The 13,202-nt window shown below is 56.7% G+C and carries 13 protein-coding genes and 1 pseudogene; 6 read left to right on the top strand and 8 right to left on the bottom strand.

Annotated features, from left to right (window positions below; genetic code table 11):
• Positions 1-63: 63 nt before the first annotated feature.
• From ACSQ8V_RS19615 to ACSQ8V_RS19600, 4 genes and pseudogenes are all read right to left on the bottom strand, one after another.
• Positions 64-906, bottom strand: coding sequence for an alpha/beta fold hydrolase (locus ACSQ8V_RS19615; RefSeq protein ID WP_436206836.1), 843 nt, complete (start codon positions 904-906; stop codon positions 64-66).
• A gap of 169 nt (positions 907-1,075) precedes the next feature.
• Positions 1,076-2,652, bottom strand: a pseudogene (locus tag ACSQ8V_RS19610) (aldehyde dehydrogenase (NADP(+))).
• Positions 2,653-2,703: 51 nt separating this feature from the next.
• Entirely contained in the window at positions 2,704-3,456 is a 753-nt protein-coding gene (locus ACSQ8V_RS19605; protein ID WP_436206835.1) for an SDR family NAD(P)-dependent oxidoreductase, read from the bottom strand.
• 245 nt (positions 3,457-3,701) lie between these two features.
• Complete coding sequence (locus ACSQ8V_RS19600) at positions 3,702-4,037, bottom strand: hypothetical protein (protein WP_436206834.1); 336 nt, start codon at positions 4,035-4,037, stop codon at positions 3,702-3,704.
• 298 nt (positions 4,038-4,335) lie between these two features.
• On the opposite strand from ACSQ8V_RS19600, the gene ACSQ8V_RS19595 reads away from it, so the two are divergent.
• The 5 genes from ACSQ8V_RS19595 to ACSQ8V_RS19575 all read left to right on the top strand — a co-directional run bounded on the left by ACSQ8V_RS19595 (position 4,336) and on the right by ACSQ8V_RS19575 (position 8,066).
• Positions 4,336-5,211, top strand: coding sequence for a helix-turn-helix transcriptional regulator (locus ACSQ8V_RS19595; RefSeq protein ID WP_436206833.1), 876 nt, complete (start codon positions 4,336-4,338; stop codon positions 5,209-5,211).
• Between the two features lie 372 nt (positions 5,212-5,583).
• The gene (locus ACSQ8V_RS19590) at positions 5,584-5,727 is read left to right on the top strand and encodes a DUF3742 family protein (protein WP_436206832.1); all 144 of its coding nucleotides are present in this window, start codon (positions 5,584-5,586) and stop codon (positions 5,725-5,727) included.
• A gap of 140 nt (positions 5,728-5,867) precedes the next feature.
• On the top strand, positions 5,868-6,392 hold the full coding sequence (locus ACSQ8V_RS19585; protein ID WP_436206831.1) for a hypothetical protein: 525 nt from the start codon (positions 5,868-5,870) through the stop codon (positions 6,390-6,392).
• Positions 6,393-6,507: 115 nt separating this feature from the next.
• Positions 6,508-6,954, top strand: a complete 447-nt coding sequence (locus ACSQ8V_RS19580) for a DUF4238 domain-containing protein (protein WP_436206830.1) — start codon at positions 6,508-6,510, stop codon at positions 6,952-6,954.
• A gap of 29 nt (positions 6,955-6,983) precedes the next feature.
• Positions 6,984-8,066, top strand: coding sequence for a GlxA family transcriptional regulator (locus tag ACSQ8V_RS19575; RefSeq protein WP_436207961.1), 1,083 nt, complete (start codon positions 6,984-6,986; stop codon positions 8,064-8,066).
• On the opposite strand, the gene ACSQ8V_RS19570 is transcribed toward ACSQ8V_RS19575, so the two are convergent.
• The gene (locus ACSQ8V_RS19570) at positions 8,058-9,245 is read right to left on the bottom strand and encodes an MFS transporter (RefSeq protein ID WP_436206829.1); all 1,188 of its coding nucleotides are present in this window, start codon (positions 9,243-9,245) and stop codon (positions 8,058-8,060) included. The genes ACSQ8V_RS19575 and ACSQ8V_RS19570 overlap by 9 nt on opposite strands.
• Before the next feature lie 72 nt (positions 9,246-9,317).
• Here ACSQ8V_RS19570 and ACSQ8V_RS19565 point away from each other — a divergent pair, with 72 nt between their 5' ends.
• On the top strand, positions 9,318-9,887 hold the full coding sequence (locus tag ACSQ8V_RS19565; RefSeq protein ID WP_436206828.1) for a CGNR zinc finger domain-containing protein: 570 nt from the start codon (positions 9,318-9,320) through the stop codon (positions 9,885-9,887).
• A gap of 1,064 nt (positions 9,888-10,951) precedes the next feature.
• Here ACSQ8V_RS19565 and ACSQ8V_RS19560 read toward each other — a convergent pair.
• The 3 genes from ACSQ8V_RS19560 to ACSQ8V_RS19550 form a co-directional block, all read right to left on the bottom strand.
• Complete coding sequence (locus tag ACSQ8V_RS19560) at positions 10,952-11,380, bottom strand: hypothetical protein (RefSeq protein ID WP_436206827.1); 429 nt, start codon at positions 11,378-11,380, stop codon at positions 10,952-10,954.
• A gap of 7 nt (positions 11,381-11,387) precedes the next feature.
• A complete protein-coding gene (locus ACSQ8V_RS19555; protein WP_436206826.1) occupies positions 11,388-12,017 on the bottom strand; it encodes a hypothetical protein in 630 nt (209 codons plus the stop codon).
• Between the two features lie 171 nt (positions 12,018-12,188).
• Entirely contained in the window at positions 12,189-12,635 is a 447-nt protein-coding gene (locus ACSQ8V_RS19550) for a hypothetical protein (protein WP_436206825.1), read from the bottom strand.
• Positions 12,636-13,202 lie beyond the last annotated feature (567 nt).

Below are 13,202 nucleotides of genomic sequence, written 5' to 3'. Positions count from 1 at the left end.
CGTCTAATGGTGGTTTTGCACCGCCGCTAACACCCGTCCGCCGTTAGTGCTACAGCTTCAATGCTATCTACCAATCTGCCGCAAAAACTCGACAAGCAAATCGTTGAACATCCTTGGCATCTCTACTGGCGGCGCATGTCCGCACCCTTCAAGAATTACGAACCGGGAACCAGGAATTCCGTCGTGTAAGCGCTGCCCTAATTGTAACGGCGCAATACGATCGTGACGCGACTGAACTACCAGCACGGGGCCATTCCCAAGTAGCCCGAGAACAGGATCGAGCGTGTCCTCCCGTTTAACCCACGACTCTGCAATAGAGTTAATCGCCCATCCATCTCCCGCAGCAAGCCGTTGTGCGAAAAACTCGTCGACGCCCTGTTCCGTAACGAAGCTCTGGTCATAAAACACAGCCTCTAGTAGCACACGTGACTCGCGCCGGGTCGAGGGATTCAAACTCCATAATCCCCCGGGTTGATCCGCGTGTCCGAGATCAAACACAGTGTCGGCCTCGGCCAACGCGAGCCCATATCCTGCGTTAACCAGCGCCAATCCATCCACGGATGTGGGAAAATCTGCAGCAAACAATCCTGCAACGTGACCGCCCATCGACTGCCCAACCAACACCGCCGAACTAATTTCCAGAGCTTTCAGCATCGGACTGATCATGTCCGCCAGGGTCCGTGGCTTGATCGGAACATTTGGCTTGGACGATTGACCAAATCCCAGATGGTCCGGAGCAATGGCTCGATAGCCAAGCGCAGCAAGTGCCGGCAATGTCTCCGTCCAGTTGGTTGCGTCGCTCGTCATCCCATGCAGCAAAAGCACGACGACAGGCCCATCTCCAGCTTCGAGGAAGCTGATCCGCTGCCCCATTACTTGCATTTCTTGACGCCTGACCTCGTCCATAAGAACTCCATCGCTTTAACGTCTATATATACGATCAACAAACCAGGACTGCTGGCCCAGCAAACGGACACGTCGAGCCGCTACACCCCACACTATTTGACCATTCGAACTTCTGCCCCGCTGACGCATCGCTCATGCTGGGGCCTGTTCTCACTGCCTGGCACGAACATCAAGCCTTAGCGAGTTCGCCATCAACCACCCGAGAAATTCCGAGCGGATTGGCCTCCCGAAGTGCCAACGGCAACAGCTTATCGGGTACGTCCTGGTAGCAAACAGGACGCAGAAAGCGCTCAATCGCTGATGCGCCTACTGAGGTGGCGCGGCTGTCCGAAGTTGCCGGGAATGGTCCGCCATGCACCATTGCGTAGCTAACTTCAACGCCGGTCGGAAATCCGTTGAACAGTATTCTCCCAACCTTGCGCTCAAGTGCCGGCAGCAGTGTACGTGCGACGTTTTCATCGCCAGGTTCGTAGTGAAGCGTCGCCGTTAGCTGTCCCGACATGCATTCGGCTACTAATCGCATTTGATCTGCGTCCCGACAACCGACGACGAGAGACGCTGGGCCAAACATTTCTTCGTGCATTTTCGACTCTGCCAAGAAATGCTCGGCGCTTGTACGGAACAGCGCCGCGTAAGCCTCAAATCGGCCCTGTGGCGGCTTGCCATGGGCGACAGGTTCACTCCCAGCAGTTCGCTCAATTGCTTGACACGGCGGCAATACGCTTGATGAATGTCGGGCGTAAGCATGGTAGCCGCTGCAGATGCACCGAGCGCAGCGCCAGCGTGCGTACAGAACACATCAAGAGCCTCCCCTTCGATGGCAATCATTACTCCAGGATTCGTGCAGAACTGTCCTGCGCCGACCGCCAGCGACGCGACAAAATCCTTCGCGATCGTTTCAACTCGCAGAGCAAGCGCATTCGGAAGCAGGAAAATTGGGTTGATGCTGCTCATTTCTGCGTAGACAGGGATTGGATCAAGACGTGCTTGCGCAACTTGCGCGAGCGCAAGCCCTCCGCGACGTGACCCGGTGAACCCGACAGCCCGGATTGCGGGATGCCGGACGAGCGCTTCGCCGCAGGCGTAACTGTCGCCATAGAGTACCGAGAATATGCCGTCAGGCATGTCGGTCGCCATCGCCGCGTTTTGGATCGCCTTTCCAACTAACTCCGACGTCCCGAGATGCGTTCGATGCGCCTTGACCACGACAGGGCATCCAGCAGCAAACGCAGAAGCGGTATCTCCCCCGCCACCGAAAAGGCGAGCGGAAAATTGCTTGCGCAGAAGACGGCAACCGGACCGACCGCAATCCTGCGCTGACGCAAATCGGGGCGCGGCAGCGGATTCCGCTGCGGTAACGCCGAGTCGAGTACAGCACCTGCCACCGTCCGCTGCGAACCACGTCCGCGAACAGCCGTAGTTGAGCCACCGTGCGTGCGCGCTCATTCTTAAGGCGTGCTTTCGGCAGCCCGGTCTCCAGATGCGCCCGGTCAATGAGTACTTCGCCGAGAGCAAGGACCTCTTCCGCGATCACATCGAGGAATACCGCACGCCGTTCATCTGGCAGCTGCCTATACAAATCGAACGCGTCTTCCGCGACAGGCAAGCGCGAGCCACATCTTCTTCGTTAGCCGTACCGAAGCCCGGCTCCATCCGTTCGCCGCTCGCCGCTGTCAAGGCATAGACAGCATTGCTCCCGCCTCGGTATATGCGGCGCCCTTCAATCATTTCTCCGGAAATCTGCATTATTTGTGACTGGTTAAAGAATTGGGAATAAATCCAGGGCACGTCAGACGATCAGCCGACTGCAGTCACACCTCCGTCGACGGGAAGATCGACGCCGGCAACAAAGCTTGCTTCGTCCGATGCGAGAAACAACGCAGCGGCTGCAATTTCCTCTGCTTTGCCAAGTCGACCGAGCGGGACCACAGCCGCGAAGCTTGTGCGAAGTTTGTCTGCCTCTTCAGGGTTCGGTGCGTGCGTATCCAAGATCGGTGTATCGATCGGGCCTGGGCTGATGGCATTAACTCGGATACCTCGGCTCTTCAATTCGGCGGTCCAGGTCCGCACGAAAGACCGCACAGCAGCCTTGGTTGCGCTGTAGGCGCTATAACCCGGGATCCCCTTGGCGGTAGCCATGGAAGTAATTGCAATAACGGCTCCCCCGTCACTCATCAAGGGAATAGCCTGTTTGACCGTGAAAAGCACACCCCGAGCATTGATTGCAAAAAGTTGGTCGAAGTTTTCCACAGTCGTCTCTTCAAGAGTCTCATTGCCAACAATCCCTGCGTTGGCAACCACGATGTCGACCCTTCCCTTTTCGTCACGTACTTTGGCATAGAGTCGATCAATATCTTCGACATTCGCTACATCGCCCTGGACAGCCACCGCTTGATCCCCCAGTTCGGATACGACCTTCTCCAGCTCAGCCAGACGACGACCAGTTACATACACGAATGCACCTTCGGCGATGAAGCGTCTGGCGATAGCCAAGCCGATTCCGCTATTTCCCCCGGTGACAATCGCTATTTTTCCTTGAAGTTTTGACATGAATTTTGTCCTATTGAACAATCAGACGAGTTCCGTACGAAGCTCGAAAGACGTCTTGGTAAAAAAACGACGATAGAGCCATGAGCCAGGTGTCACACGTTGCAATCTGTGCGTTACCTGTCCCTAGAATCAGTGAGCGTCGCAGTAAGTCAGCTCGATCACATCAGTGATTCTTTATCGCCAACTGGTAGACTCCCTATCATTGCACTAGGTAATGCAGATTATTTTTAAAGTTGCCATTTTGTTTATTTGTATTCGACTAGAACTTCTCGATAAGGCGTGGTCCCTTCGTTGCGGGCACTGTGCGTAACGGGGAATCGGCTCCCCTTGCTGATATCGGACAGCACTTCGATATATCCGTCTTCGACCTTGAGGGAGTAGACCGCGCCAGTCGGGACTTCGAAAACCCCGATGTCCTCCCCTTTTTCATTGAAGAGCCGCAGCGGCGCCCCCTCGATTGCGTACCACATGTACTGCCGGGTATGCGTATGCACGGGGGACTCCTCGCCGGGAGCAAGGGCGAAGTTCCAGACAACGACATTGTCGTTCTCAAACACCTTTTCGTTACCGATTCCAGCCATTATCATCCTCCTTATGATGCAGTTTTTTAGAATCGAAGATGCAGCGCCCTACGTCCTACACTGACGCTTGCCCTCCTGATCCGGAGCTAATCGCATCTTGGATGCCCGATGCCAGCGGCAGAGCACGCGAAGTCCGTACTGTGATATTAAGGAAACAACTCAGTCGTCGGTGCTCCTGATCAAGGAGCACTTGTCATGCGAACACGACACTTATCATTCTGGATGGTGATTTTTTCGCTTGAATCAATGGAATAGCGTTCGCACCCTAAAGCACGTCAAGATTGTGGGAACAGCAGACATGTCGGAACCTTTACGCATCATCCACGGACCGTTCGGAAGAGTCGCGCTCTTGCTGCTCAACAAGAGTATGGTTCTTCATGCTCACCGGGTCTCGCATGTCGTATTCAAGGAAGGGGGGCCGGATATTCTGTTCGGCGTGCGCAACCGCGAAATAGCGCTATCGAACAAGAACGTGCTGCTGGTTAATGCGTGGGAGCCACACTTTTACGAGCATCAGCCCAATCCGCAGCCCACGATTCTTCTTGCGCTGTATCTCGAACCAAGCTGGCTCAGAAACCTCAGCGGAAGGCTGGCGTACAGCCTGCACCCGAAATTCTTTACCGAGTCGTCTTTGCCACTCCGACATCGATTGAGTTCGCTTCATGACCAACTACTCGAGATTCTGATGGACCGTGAGAGCCGATCGCTAGAAGCGCTGGAGGGGCTGATTGCCGACACAGTCGTTGAACTTGCAGGCCCAACGCCCCGAAGGGATACTCTATCAGCGGCTGCGTTGGTCGGCGGTATCGCATACGATGGCAGAATCCGCCTAGCCATCGACGCCATGAGAAGCCGTAGCGGCATTGCATTGGACTTTGACGACTTGGCGCATAGGGTCGGACTTTCGCGTCCACACTTCTTCAGTCTATTTCGCAAGCAAACCGGAATAACGCCTTCGACTTTCGGCAGTATGCTTCGAATGGAGCGTTCGATCGAATATGTGTCCGATCCGAAGATACCCATTAAGGACATTTCGGCCGATTTAGGATTCGACTCTCCGGGAAATTTCACCCGTTTTTTTGTTCATCAACAGGGTGTTAGCCCCAGACAATATCGACAAAGTGTCCAGTTCCTCACCGGCCCGGACCTACCGTTCGACCCAATTATTCACTGAAGGAGCCAGGGAAAAATGCTTTCCCTTCTTGGTCTGGTGCATCTTCGGATCCCGCCCTTGAGCGCAAGGTGTCGTTGGCTGACACATCTGGTGCGACGGTCAGCAGCAGGCGGACGGTGTCCGCATAGGTCTTATCCTTTCGGTTTGAGACTCAGTATGGTGCCGTCGTCCAGTCGGCGCGCAAGCAGAGCATATGCTCGTTGACCGCTGAGGACAAAACAGCGCGCCGAGTCCATCTGCGCGCCGGCAAGGTGGCGATCAGCATCCTGAAGCCGCCACCGTCCTGACGCAGATCGATAACACATTGAAGCCGGAAGCAGAACCGATTTGGAGCAGACTGGAATAGCCCACACGCATGTAGCAGTGACGACCATGAGCACGAAAACCCGCTACAGCAATGCAGAGCGCCTCGGCCACTGGGTGGGCGGGATTTGGCGTGCCTATGCGCGCCGCGAGAACCATGCTGCAGCTTGGCTGGCAGCTCAAGAGGTGCCAGCCGCGAGAACCGGCAGATAAACGAACGGCTACGCACACTCATTGCTACATACAAGACGCTCGGGGCTCGTTTACCGGCAACCTCCCGGTCGACCCAGCTCATCTTCGCGACCTGAAACGCGCCTCGATGGCAGTGCCACTCGCAACCCAGGCGGCTCGCGATGCGCCCACAGAAGTCCGCGCTGCCCGACGAATTCGCGGGGCCGGGCGGATCGGGCGGGTCCCTACGCATCCGTGACGCCGTCGAAGCGGCACTCGCCGACGTCATCCTCCTCGGCACCGAGGAGCAGGTTCGGCTCGCCGCCGAGGCCGCGCTAAAGATGACGCAAGGGCGGCCCATCCATACAGCGGAGCTTGTCGTTTCTCTGCGCAATTTCGTACGCGAAGTGCTCGATCTCGATCTCGTGCCGCACGGCCTGCCGATTCCTGCGCAAGGCCCGCGCGATCTTCGGGCACGAAAGCAAGGGACAGCGGTAGCTCGACGGGTAGCAAAGGTGGTGGTATCGGCTCAAGCGGCGGTGGAGGTGGCGGGATGGGCGGCGCGGAACCTGGCAATGGCTCGGCGCATCACGCTGACGAGAGCGACGCACACCACGCGTGACATGCAATTCGGTACAGTCGCGGGAAGTCAGGTTGTTGCGCCGATCTATTTAAAAGGCGTCGATCGACTGTTCGCGGTCGCTTGATCTAGCGCGACCTCAACGTCGACTTCCAAGTGCCTTCGGGCATCCATGACTCGTGGCATCGCAATACGATTCAAGTTTACGCGACGCTCCTCTAAGGCAGATAAGAATCAACGCGATGCAGCAAACAAAACGTCATCATTTCATTCCCAAAGCATATCTCAAAGCCTTTTGCGATTCGAGTGGGCGGCTTCTCGTCTATCGCAAAGACGCCCCGTTGCCGCCGCTCCGCGTCAGTCCGGACGCCACTCAGTTCCGTCGCTACTACTACTCGCAACCCATCCCTGAGGGCGGCCAAGATAACAATACGCTCGAAGCTCTCTTCTTGACGATCGAGAGCAATTGGCCGGAGACAGTTTCAAAGCTTCACCGGCGCGAAAACGTGAACGACCGGCTGGAAAACATCTTCGAGTTTATGTCGCTGCAACGGGCTCGGGTTCCGGCCGCGCGAGATGCTGTGGAGGCCATGTTGGTGCAGAGCATCATCAGCCGCCTACCTGCCTCGCGGAGTTCAGTATTCCCGACGCAATACCAGAGCGGGAGGCGTCTACCGATGACAGCGTGACGTTCGTCATGGTCGGCACCATCACGGCAATGCCGCTCGCCACAAGAAGCATCGGCACGACCAGCATCCAGTACGAGCTGGCGGCCGCCCAAGGGTTTGCCGCACCGCCCTTCGACGTGCGGCTCGTCGGCGTGCATAAGCGTATCCGTACGACGCATGGTTTGACGACGCCGGTCGAACTTGCAAGCGCCGTTCATCGCCCGGATTGGGTAGTAGTGCCTGCGCCGAATGTCAGACAGCCCGAGCGTTTGATCGAAGCGCTGGGGCGTCGTGACATGCGCGAAGCGATGGCGTACCTGCGAACTTGGCACGCTGCCGGCGCCGGGGTCGCGGCGGCCTGTATCGGGACATTCCTGCTAGCGGAAGCCGGGCTATTGGATGATCGTGAGGCGACGACCACTTGGTCACTGGCGCCCTTTTTCCGCCAACGCTATCCCGTCGTCAATCTGGACGATTCACGTATGGTCGTCGCGTCTCATCGTGTAGTCACAGCGGGTTCCGCAATGGGGCATCTCGACCTTGCTCTATGGTTGCTTCGTCAGGCGAGTCCAGACCTTGCGACGCTCGTTGCCCGCTTCATGCTCATTGACAAGCGTTCGTCCCAAGCTGAATACATCATTCCCGATTATCTCGCCCAAGCCGATCCATTAGTCGCGCGATTCGAGCGATGGGCTCGCGACAATCTTTCCTTGGGATTTTCGCTTCAGGCAGCGGCGGTTGCGTTGTCCGTCGGACCACGTACTTTGCAGCGCCGTACCGAGGCGGTACTTGGCAAGTCTCCATTGGCGTTCTTTCAGGACTTGCGAATCGAACGGGCGCAGAACCTCGTCTCGATTGGCTGCGACCTCGAAACAATTGCGAGCGAAGTCGGCTACGCCGACTCAGCCACGTTGCGGACCTTGCTGCGCCGCAGGCTCGGCCGCGGGGTGCGGGGTGCGGGAACTTCGCGCGGAAACGCGATAGCGTCCTGCAGCAAGTGGGTCGTCTTCTGCCAGGCGCGTGAGGCAGAGACCAGCCATGAAAAGAGACCTTCAAACTTGCCATCCAAAAGTAAGTCCTCGCTGCCAGTTTTCAGCGGAGGTGACAGTACGGCTGGCACAAACCTACTTTAGCAACACCTGACGCGGAATTGCCGGAAGTATCAGCGCGGACGCTACGAATCCGAGAACTCCGACGCTGCCGAATATTGTCCATGTTTCGAGTGATGTCCCGTTCAGAATGAGCCAACTCCCTGTGTAGTATCCAGCGGCACCACCAAGTGCCCCTGTGGCACTCAGTGCACCAAAGAATGTCCCCTGGCTTCCATCTATGGCCAGCGATGCCGTCATGGTTTCGAGTGCCGGTAGCATGATTGTCTCGATGATCGTGTACGCGGCGATGAATAGGAGGAACCACCCGACGCCGTCGAGAAAGGCCACGCTGGCGAATGCAATTGCGGCAGCCAGGTAGGCATACATGGTCGCTTTCATGGGATTGATCCGGACAAGCCAGCGTTTCATCGACAGCATGAACGTGAGTCCGATTACGCCGTTCACGACATAGACCGCGGATGCCGCGTGCGGACCCGCCAAGCGCCCCGCATACAGTGGAAAAGCGACATACAACTGCGGGAACAAAAAGAACCAGGGAAGCGCGACCACGATCAAGCGCCACAGGCCACGATTGGTCGCCGTCGCGCGGAGACTTGACAGAACAGGGCGACATTCCGATGTTTCGGAGAGTCCAACCTTTAGTCGAAACACCGCCGCGCCAAGCAAGCCAAACAAAAGCGCGCTTCCAGCAAACGCGAAACGGGCATCGGCGAGACCCGCTAGTCCGCCTATTATTGGACCGACCGCGGTGCCCATGTTCAGCATCTGGTTGTTGGCGGCGAACAGCGTGGAAAGCGATGCCTTCGGCTGACGACCGAGAATTCCGTAAAGACCGCCCTCGTAACATGCAACGCCCGAACCGGTCACGAAGGCAAAGCATACCCAGGCGGTTACGTCGTTCGTGACGCCGAATCCGATAAATCCCAATCCCCTCAACCAAAGCCCCAACGCCATCATTCGCCGGGAGCCGAAGCGGTCAGCGACCGCACCGGTCATCAGCGGCAACACCTGGGCGGAGACCAGATTCGCCGACATTACTGTGGCAAGCGCGGCAGCACTGAAATGCAAGGTCATCGACATGTGCAGCGCGAGCAGTGGAACGGTCATGAAGTGCGATGCGTTCATGACGCCCTGAATCAGCAACAACGCCCGGATGTCGCGTGAAAAGGTGGGACCTGTCGATTGGGTCTTCGTGAACATCTTGCGTCCTTGTAACCATCGTAGTATTTTGATGGTTACGTAAACTCTTTGACTTTGCAACACGGAGACGCCATGCCGGACCACAACCAGACTGCACCAGGCGAGCTCGAAGTCGTGCGGCGGTTCATCAATACCTGGTCGATTCCAAACGACACGCGCGAAGAATCTGACGAACTGCCTGAATTGGCACGTACGCCGCAACTGTGGCGCAAGGAATTTCCGCACCAAGCGCGATCCAGAACCGACGCTCTGGACAAGCTGCGGCGGCTGCGCGCTGATCTACGCGGCGCATGCCATGAGCAGGGCGCGAATGAAGAGGCACTGAATGAATGGTTCAGCAGCGCTGCACTGAGCGTTAAAACCCGATCGATGAGTGGCGTGACGAAGTTGATTATCGAATCGTCGGAAACGAGCTTCGTTGGCTATATCGTGGCTGTAGTCGCAAATGCCATCGCATCGGGCGAGTGGGCGCGTCTAAAGACATGTCCTGATTGCCAATGGAATTTCTATGATCACACGCGCAACGGCAGCAAACGCTGGTGCGGTATGACAAAAGGTGGCCCGCACGGTCGGGCGTGCGGCACGATTGCAAAAGTTGCAGCGTATCGCGCCCGTGAGGCAATAAAGGCTGGCGTTCCCTGACGCGATGCGTTCCAATTGATGGTTGTTACTTGATCAGTCGTCTGGCGGCCCACGCTCAATCAGTTTGAATGTCCGCATCGCGGCAAGCTGACCGCCCCTGTGGGTCGCTATGCGCCCGATGTTCTGTAGATGCCCAAGATGCTCGATTGTCGCAATGCAACATACATTGTGGATATCAACCTCTGAATCCAAATACCCGATTAATCCAACTCAACGGGCGCGGACGGCCGTGTCCGCCTCCCTCGATGCCGACATGTCGCTCGATCTCGCGACCAGCTCCTTATAGACTTCAAAGTCTACGATCTCGTAGTCCCCGAATTTGGCAGCCAGGTCAAGCAGCTCACATACGCTCTCCGGCCCCTCGTTCCGCGCGAGCGTGTCGACAAACGCGATGACATCCTCGGCGCCACCTCGGCCGCTGGCCGATCTCTCGCGTTCTGTAGCAATAATCGCTCGAAGACCGTTTGCGGCATTTGGTGCATACGCGGCGTGGCCTGTTCTGCTCGTCGAACTGGCTGTGAAAGAATGGGCATTCTTTTGGATTGGAACTCCGACTAGGTTAAGGCAAACCGCGGTTTCCGCAACACTCCGTATAGCGCGCCCGGGTCCGCCTGACGGGCCCTGCTTTTGGGCCCGCTGTGATGCCTACGCCGCGTCGAGAAGTGAGCAAATCGGTGGATGGTTGCCCATCGAGAGCGGAGCGCGAAAACATGGCCGACTAGCTGGCGTTTTTGTTCCGATGCGAAAATCTCCATCTAAGCGAGCGAGTTTTTGGCTCGACAAGTCCCGCCAATCCGACAATAATTTTTTGGTCTCGCGGAAGGGATGCGTCATGGCGTATCCCACTATGACGTAACGGCTGCATCGATCGTCCGACTGGTTGCGTCACGAACGCGCTACTACAGTTCCTGTATTTAGAGATGCTCAATCAAGCCACGCGTCAGGACGTGCGGACGCCAGTTTCGCGTCGGAGCGAACACGCTCGGTCATGCTCTTGAGCGCCGAGAATGGCACGCCGGCCAGTGCGCAGGCTTTTGCGCTGGTTGCCGTGGAACTCGTCCGTTTCAGTCCGTCTTGGGAAGCTTTGCGCGGTACCGTTTCGGTTCCTTACTGAGCGAGTCAATTTCCGCTTGCATGTCAGCTGATCGCTTTAGAAGCTGACCGACCTTGTACCAATACGCGTAGCCTAAATCACCGTCTGCCATGGCGAGTTCGTGAATTTTATTAAGGGCAATAGTCAGGTCGATATGGTTTTCTGAAAGCATCTCATCCTCTTCCACTGTATTTGAAGTGACATAGTCACGCCGCGTGGCAGGGGAGCGTCTGAACAAAAGCCCTTCGTTTACGTATCGCTTCTTCATGCGTATCACTACCAAGCTGAGGATGAACCCGGCGGCGGGTACATACAGTAGCTCCGGATTTCTCAGAGCAAAGGCCCAAATCTCTTTCATGGCTTCACGATTTTCAAAAAGCCTGTAGCGCCCCAATGACAAGCTTCTCTCACTCCTCGACAAGAGCCGAAGCCGCATGCAACACCTGCTTCATGTCGCCACACAAGAGCGCTTGGAGCGGAGTGAGATTGCCAAGCGATGCCTTCGGCTTCGTGAAAAAATTCCACTTGCGCCAGCCGGTTAAGCCGTCCAGCCGCCGTACGACTTTCGCTAAGTCCTTGCGGTCAAGCTCGTTTGCAAGGAAGAACGCCGGGTAGTATTGCTCGCCCTCAATCTCAACGCTGAAGATGCGAGATGCGGCGACGTCTTTGCCCAATCTCTGCTCGGTGATACCCAAAGCTTCGCAGACGACCGCTGTGCGAAGCAACTTGCCTTTCGCAACAAGGGAGTAACGTATCGACGTCCGGGGATTCGGGCCGAGATTGGTTTCACCAGGTTGTTTCTTGTCTTGCTCACGAACCGAACGTTGGTCAATGTTCAACGCTGTAGACAAGCCGATGACTTGAGCAAGACGCGTTTTGAAAAGTCGCCCGAGTTCCGCGTCAGGGAGGTCGAGAAGTGCTAGTGCAGATGAGAGGTCGAACAGGATTGCCGCTACAGCAGCGCAACGCAGCACGTGTATCACCCGGGCGTCATCGCGCAAAGGATCTTCCCTTGTATTGCGGGTGGACCGTGGCATCGTCGCTCCTTTTTCTCGCCGAGAACGGCTTCAAGAGATCATTTTTTCAATGGATGCGATTCTTCTCAACTACTCTTAGTGAACAGCATCAAGCTAACCAAGGGCTGCGGCCTCCCGTATCAAGCAACGATGTCGCGGTCCAACAAAGGATCAACCGTTGTGGTCGCGCTATCAGGTACCGGACAGGAAATTTAGCCAGTCCGAGGCGTAAGCACACTGTATCGGCTGCGAATCTTCTTCGATTACTGGACGAGAGGAAGTCGCGATGCGTTTTTCGAACAAGGTCCGCGCCGGCTCCGGTATGTCTCCGAGACGCACATAGGAAACACCGTCGGGGTCGCGAATGGGAACGTCGAGTTGTTGCGGACGCGGCGGCAGGACCTCGTTTCCTGCCAGCGCGATGGTCAATGCGCGGGCCACCAGGTCCCATATGCCTGAGGCTAAGCGGGGGTACGCGTACATCGTTGCCGAGCTCACTCTTCCCTGCACGTCTTCATACAGTTCGACTTTGTAGTCTGCAAGGACCCCACTTTTCACCCGGCCTATATTCGCGGTCGCCAGCACGCGACGACCACTTTCGCGGCCACCGGGCCACAATTCGACGGTTACTCGTAGCATGCTTAGCACCTCGCTATCCGTACGATTGAGAAACCTACACTCTAATGAGCCAAATAGCCCCCCCAAGCCCACTAGGAGATCACTCGCGGTCGCCGCTTGCCTCAATTAACCGTTCTCGTTTGCGCTTCACGACTTCCTGATGCGCAACAGTGCCAAACTGAGACGAATCCGATCGCGGGGACGACAACAGTGGCGGATTGTCCAAAGCAAAGGCCCAGATCTCTTTCGCGGCGACGTGGGATGCAGATGTCGAACAAGTTCGCCGCTACCGCAGCTCCCGCCGTGACGTCTTCAGGCGGCCGAGCGCTCTGCGTGCCGGCATGTCGCGCGAAATTACCGCGCAACGTCCATCTCACGGCGCAGCCAGCACGACGTTGCCCAATGGCATCCGGCCAAGCGCAATTTCCAGTAGTTCGCTCGTTATTGACTCGTTGCTCCCGACAAACCTTTGAGTAGCCGTGTTGTCGACGCAACTCCCGACACGAATCGAAACGCGACTCACTGGCAGAAGCGCAGCCAACGACTAGCTGTGGAACGCTGCGCCCTGACCAATGAGACGCCTCAAAC

This window comes from Caballeronia sp. LjRoot31 (assembly GCF_964253885.1).
Lineage (GTDB): Bacteria > Pseudomonadota > Gammaproteobacteria > Burkholderiales > Burkholderiaceae > Caballeronia.
The sequence above is the reverse complement of the archived record's forward strand: the minus strand, read 5'-3'. Positions and strand labels throughout refer to the sequence as shown.

Coding starts and splice junctions, on each gene's coding strand:
- ACSQ8V_RS19615 (WP_436206836.1), bottom strand. CDS start 906: ATGGACGAGGTCAGGCGTCAAGAAATGCAAGTAATGGGGCAGCGGATC.
- ACSQ8V_RS19605 (WP_436206835.1), bottom strand. CDS start 3,456: ATGTCAAAACTTCAAGGAAAAATAGCGATTGTCACCGGGGGAAATAGC.
- ACSQ8V_RS19600 (WP_436206834.1), bottom strand. CDS start 4,037: ATGGCTGGAATCGGTAACGAAAAGGTGTTTGAGAACGACAATGTCGTT.
- ACSQ8V_RS19595 (WP_436206833.1), top strand. CDS start 4,336: ATGTCGGAACCTTTACGCATCATCCACGGACCGTTCGGAAGAGTCGCG.
- ACSQ8V_RS19590 (WP_436206832.1), top strand. CDS start 5,584: ATGAGCACGAAAACCCGCTACAGCAATGCAGAGCGCCTCGGCCACTGG.
- ACSQ8V_RS19585 (WP_436206831.1), top strand. CDS start 5,868: ATGCGCCCACAGAAGTCCGCGCTGCCCGACGAATTCGCGGGGCCGGGC.
- ACSQ8V_RS19580 (WP_436206830.1), top strand. CDS start 6,508: ATGCAGCAAACAAAACGTCATCATTTCATTCCCAAAGCATATCTCAAA.
- ACSQ8V_RS19575 (WP_436207961.1), top strand. CDS start 6,984: ATGCCGCTCGCCACAAGAAGCATCGGCACGACCAGCATCCAGTACGAG.
- ACSQ8V_RS19570 (WP_436206829.1), bottom strand. CDS start 9,245: ATGTTCACGAAGACCCAATCGACAGGTCCCACCTTTTCACGCGACATC.
- ACSQ8V_RS19565 (WP_436206828.1), top strand. CDS start 9,318: ATGCCGGACCACAACCAGACTGCACCAGGCGAGCTCGAAGTCGTGCGG.
- ACSQ8V_RS19555 (WP_436206826.1), bottom strand. CDS start 12,017: ATGCCACGGTCCACCCGCAATACAAGGGAAGATCCTTTGCGCGATGAC.
- ACSQ8V_RS19550 (WP_436206825.1), bottom strand. CDS start 12,635: ATGCTACGAGTAACCGTCGAATTGTGGCCCGGTGGCCGCGAAAGTGGT.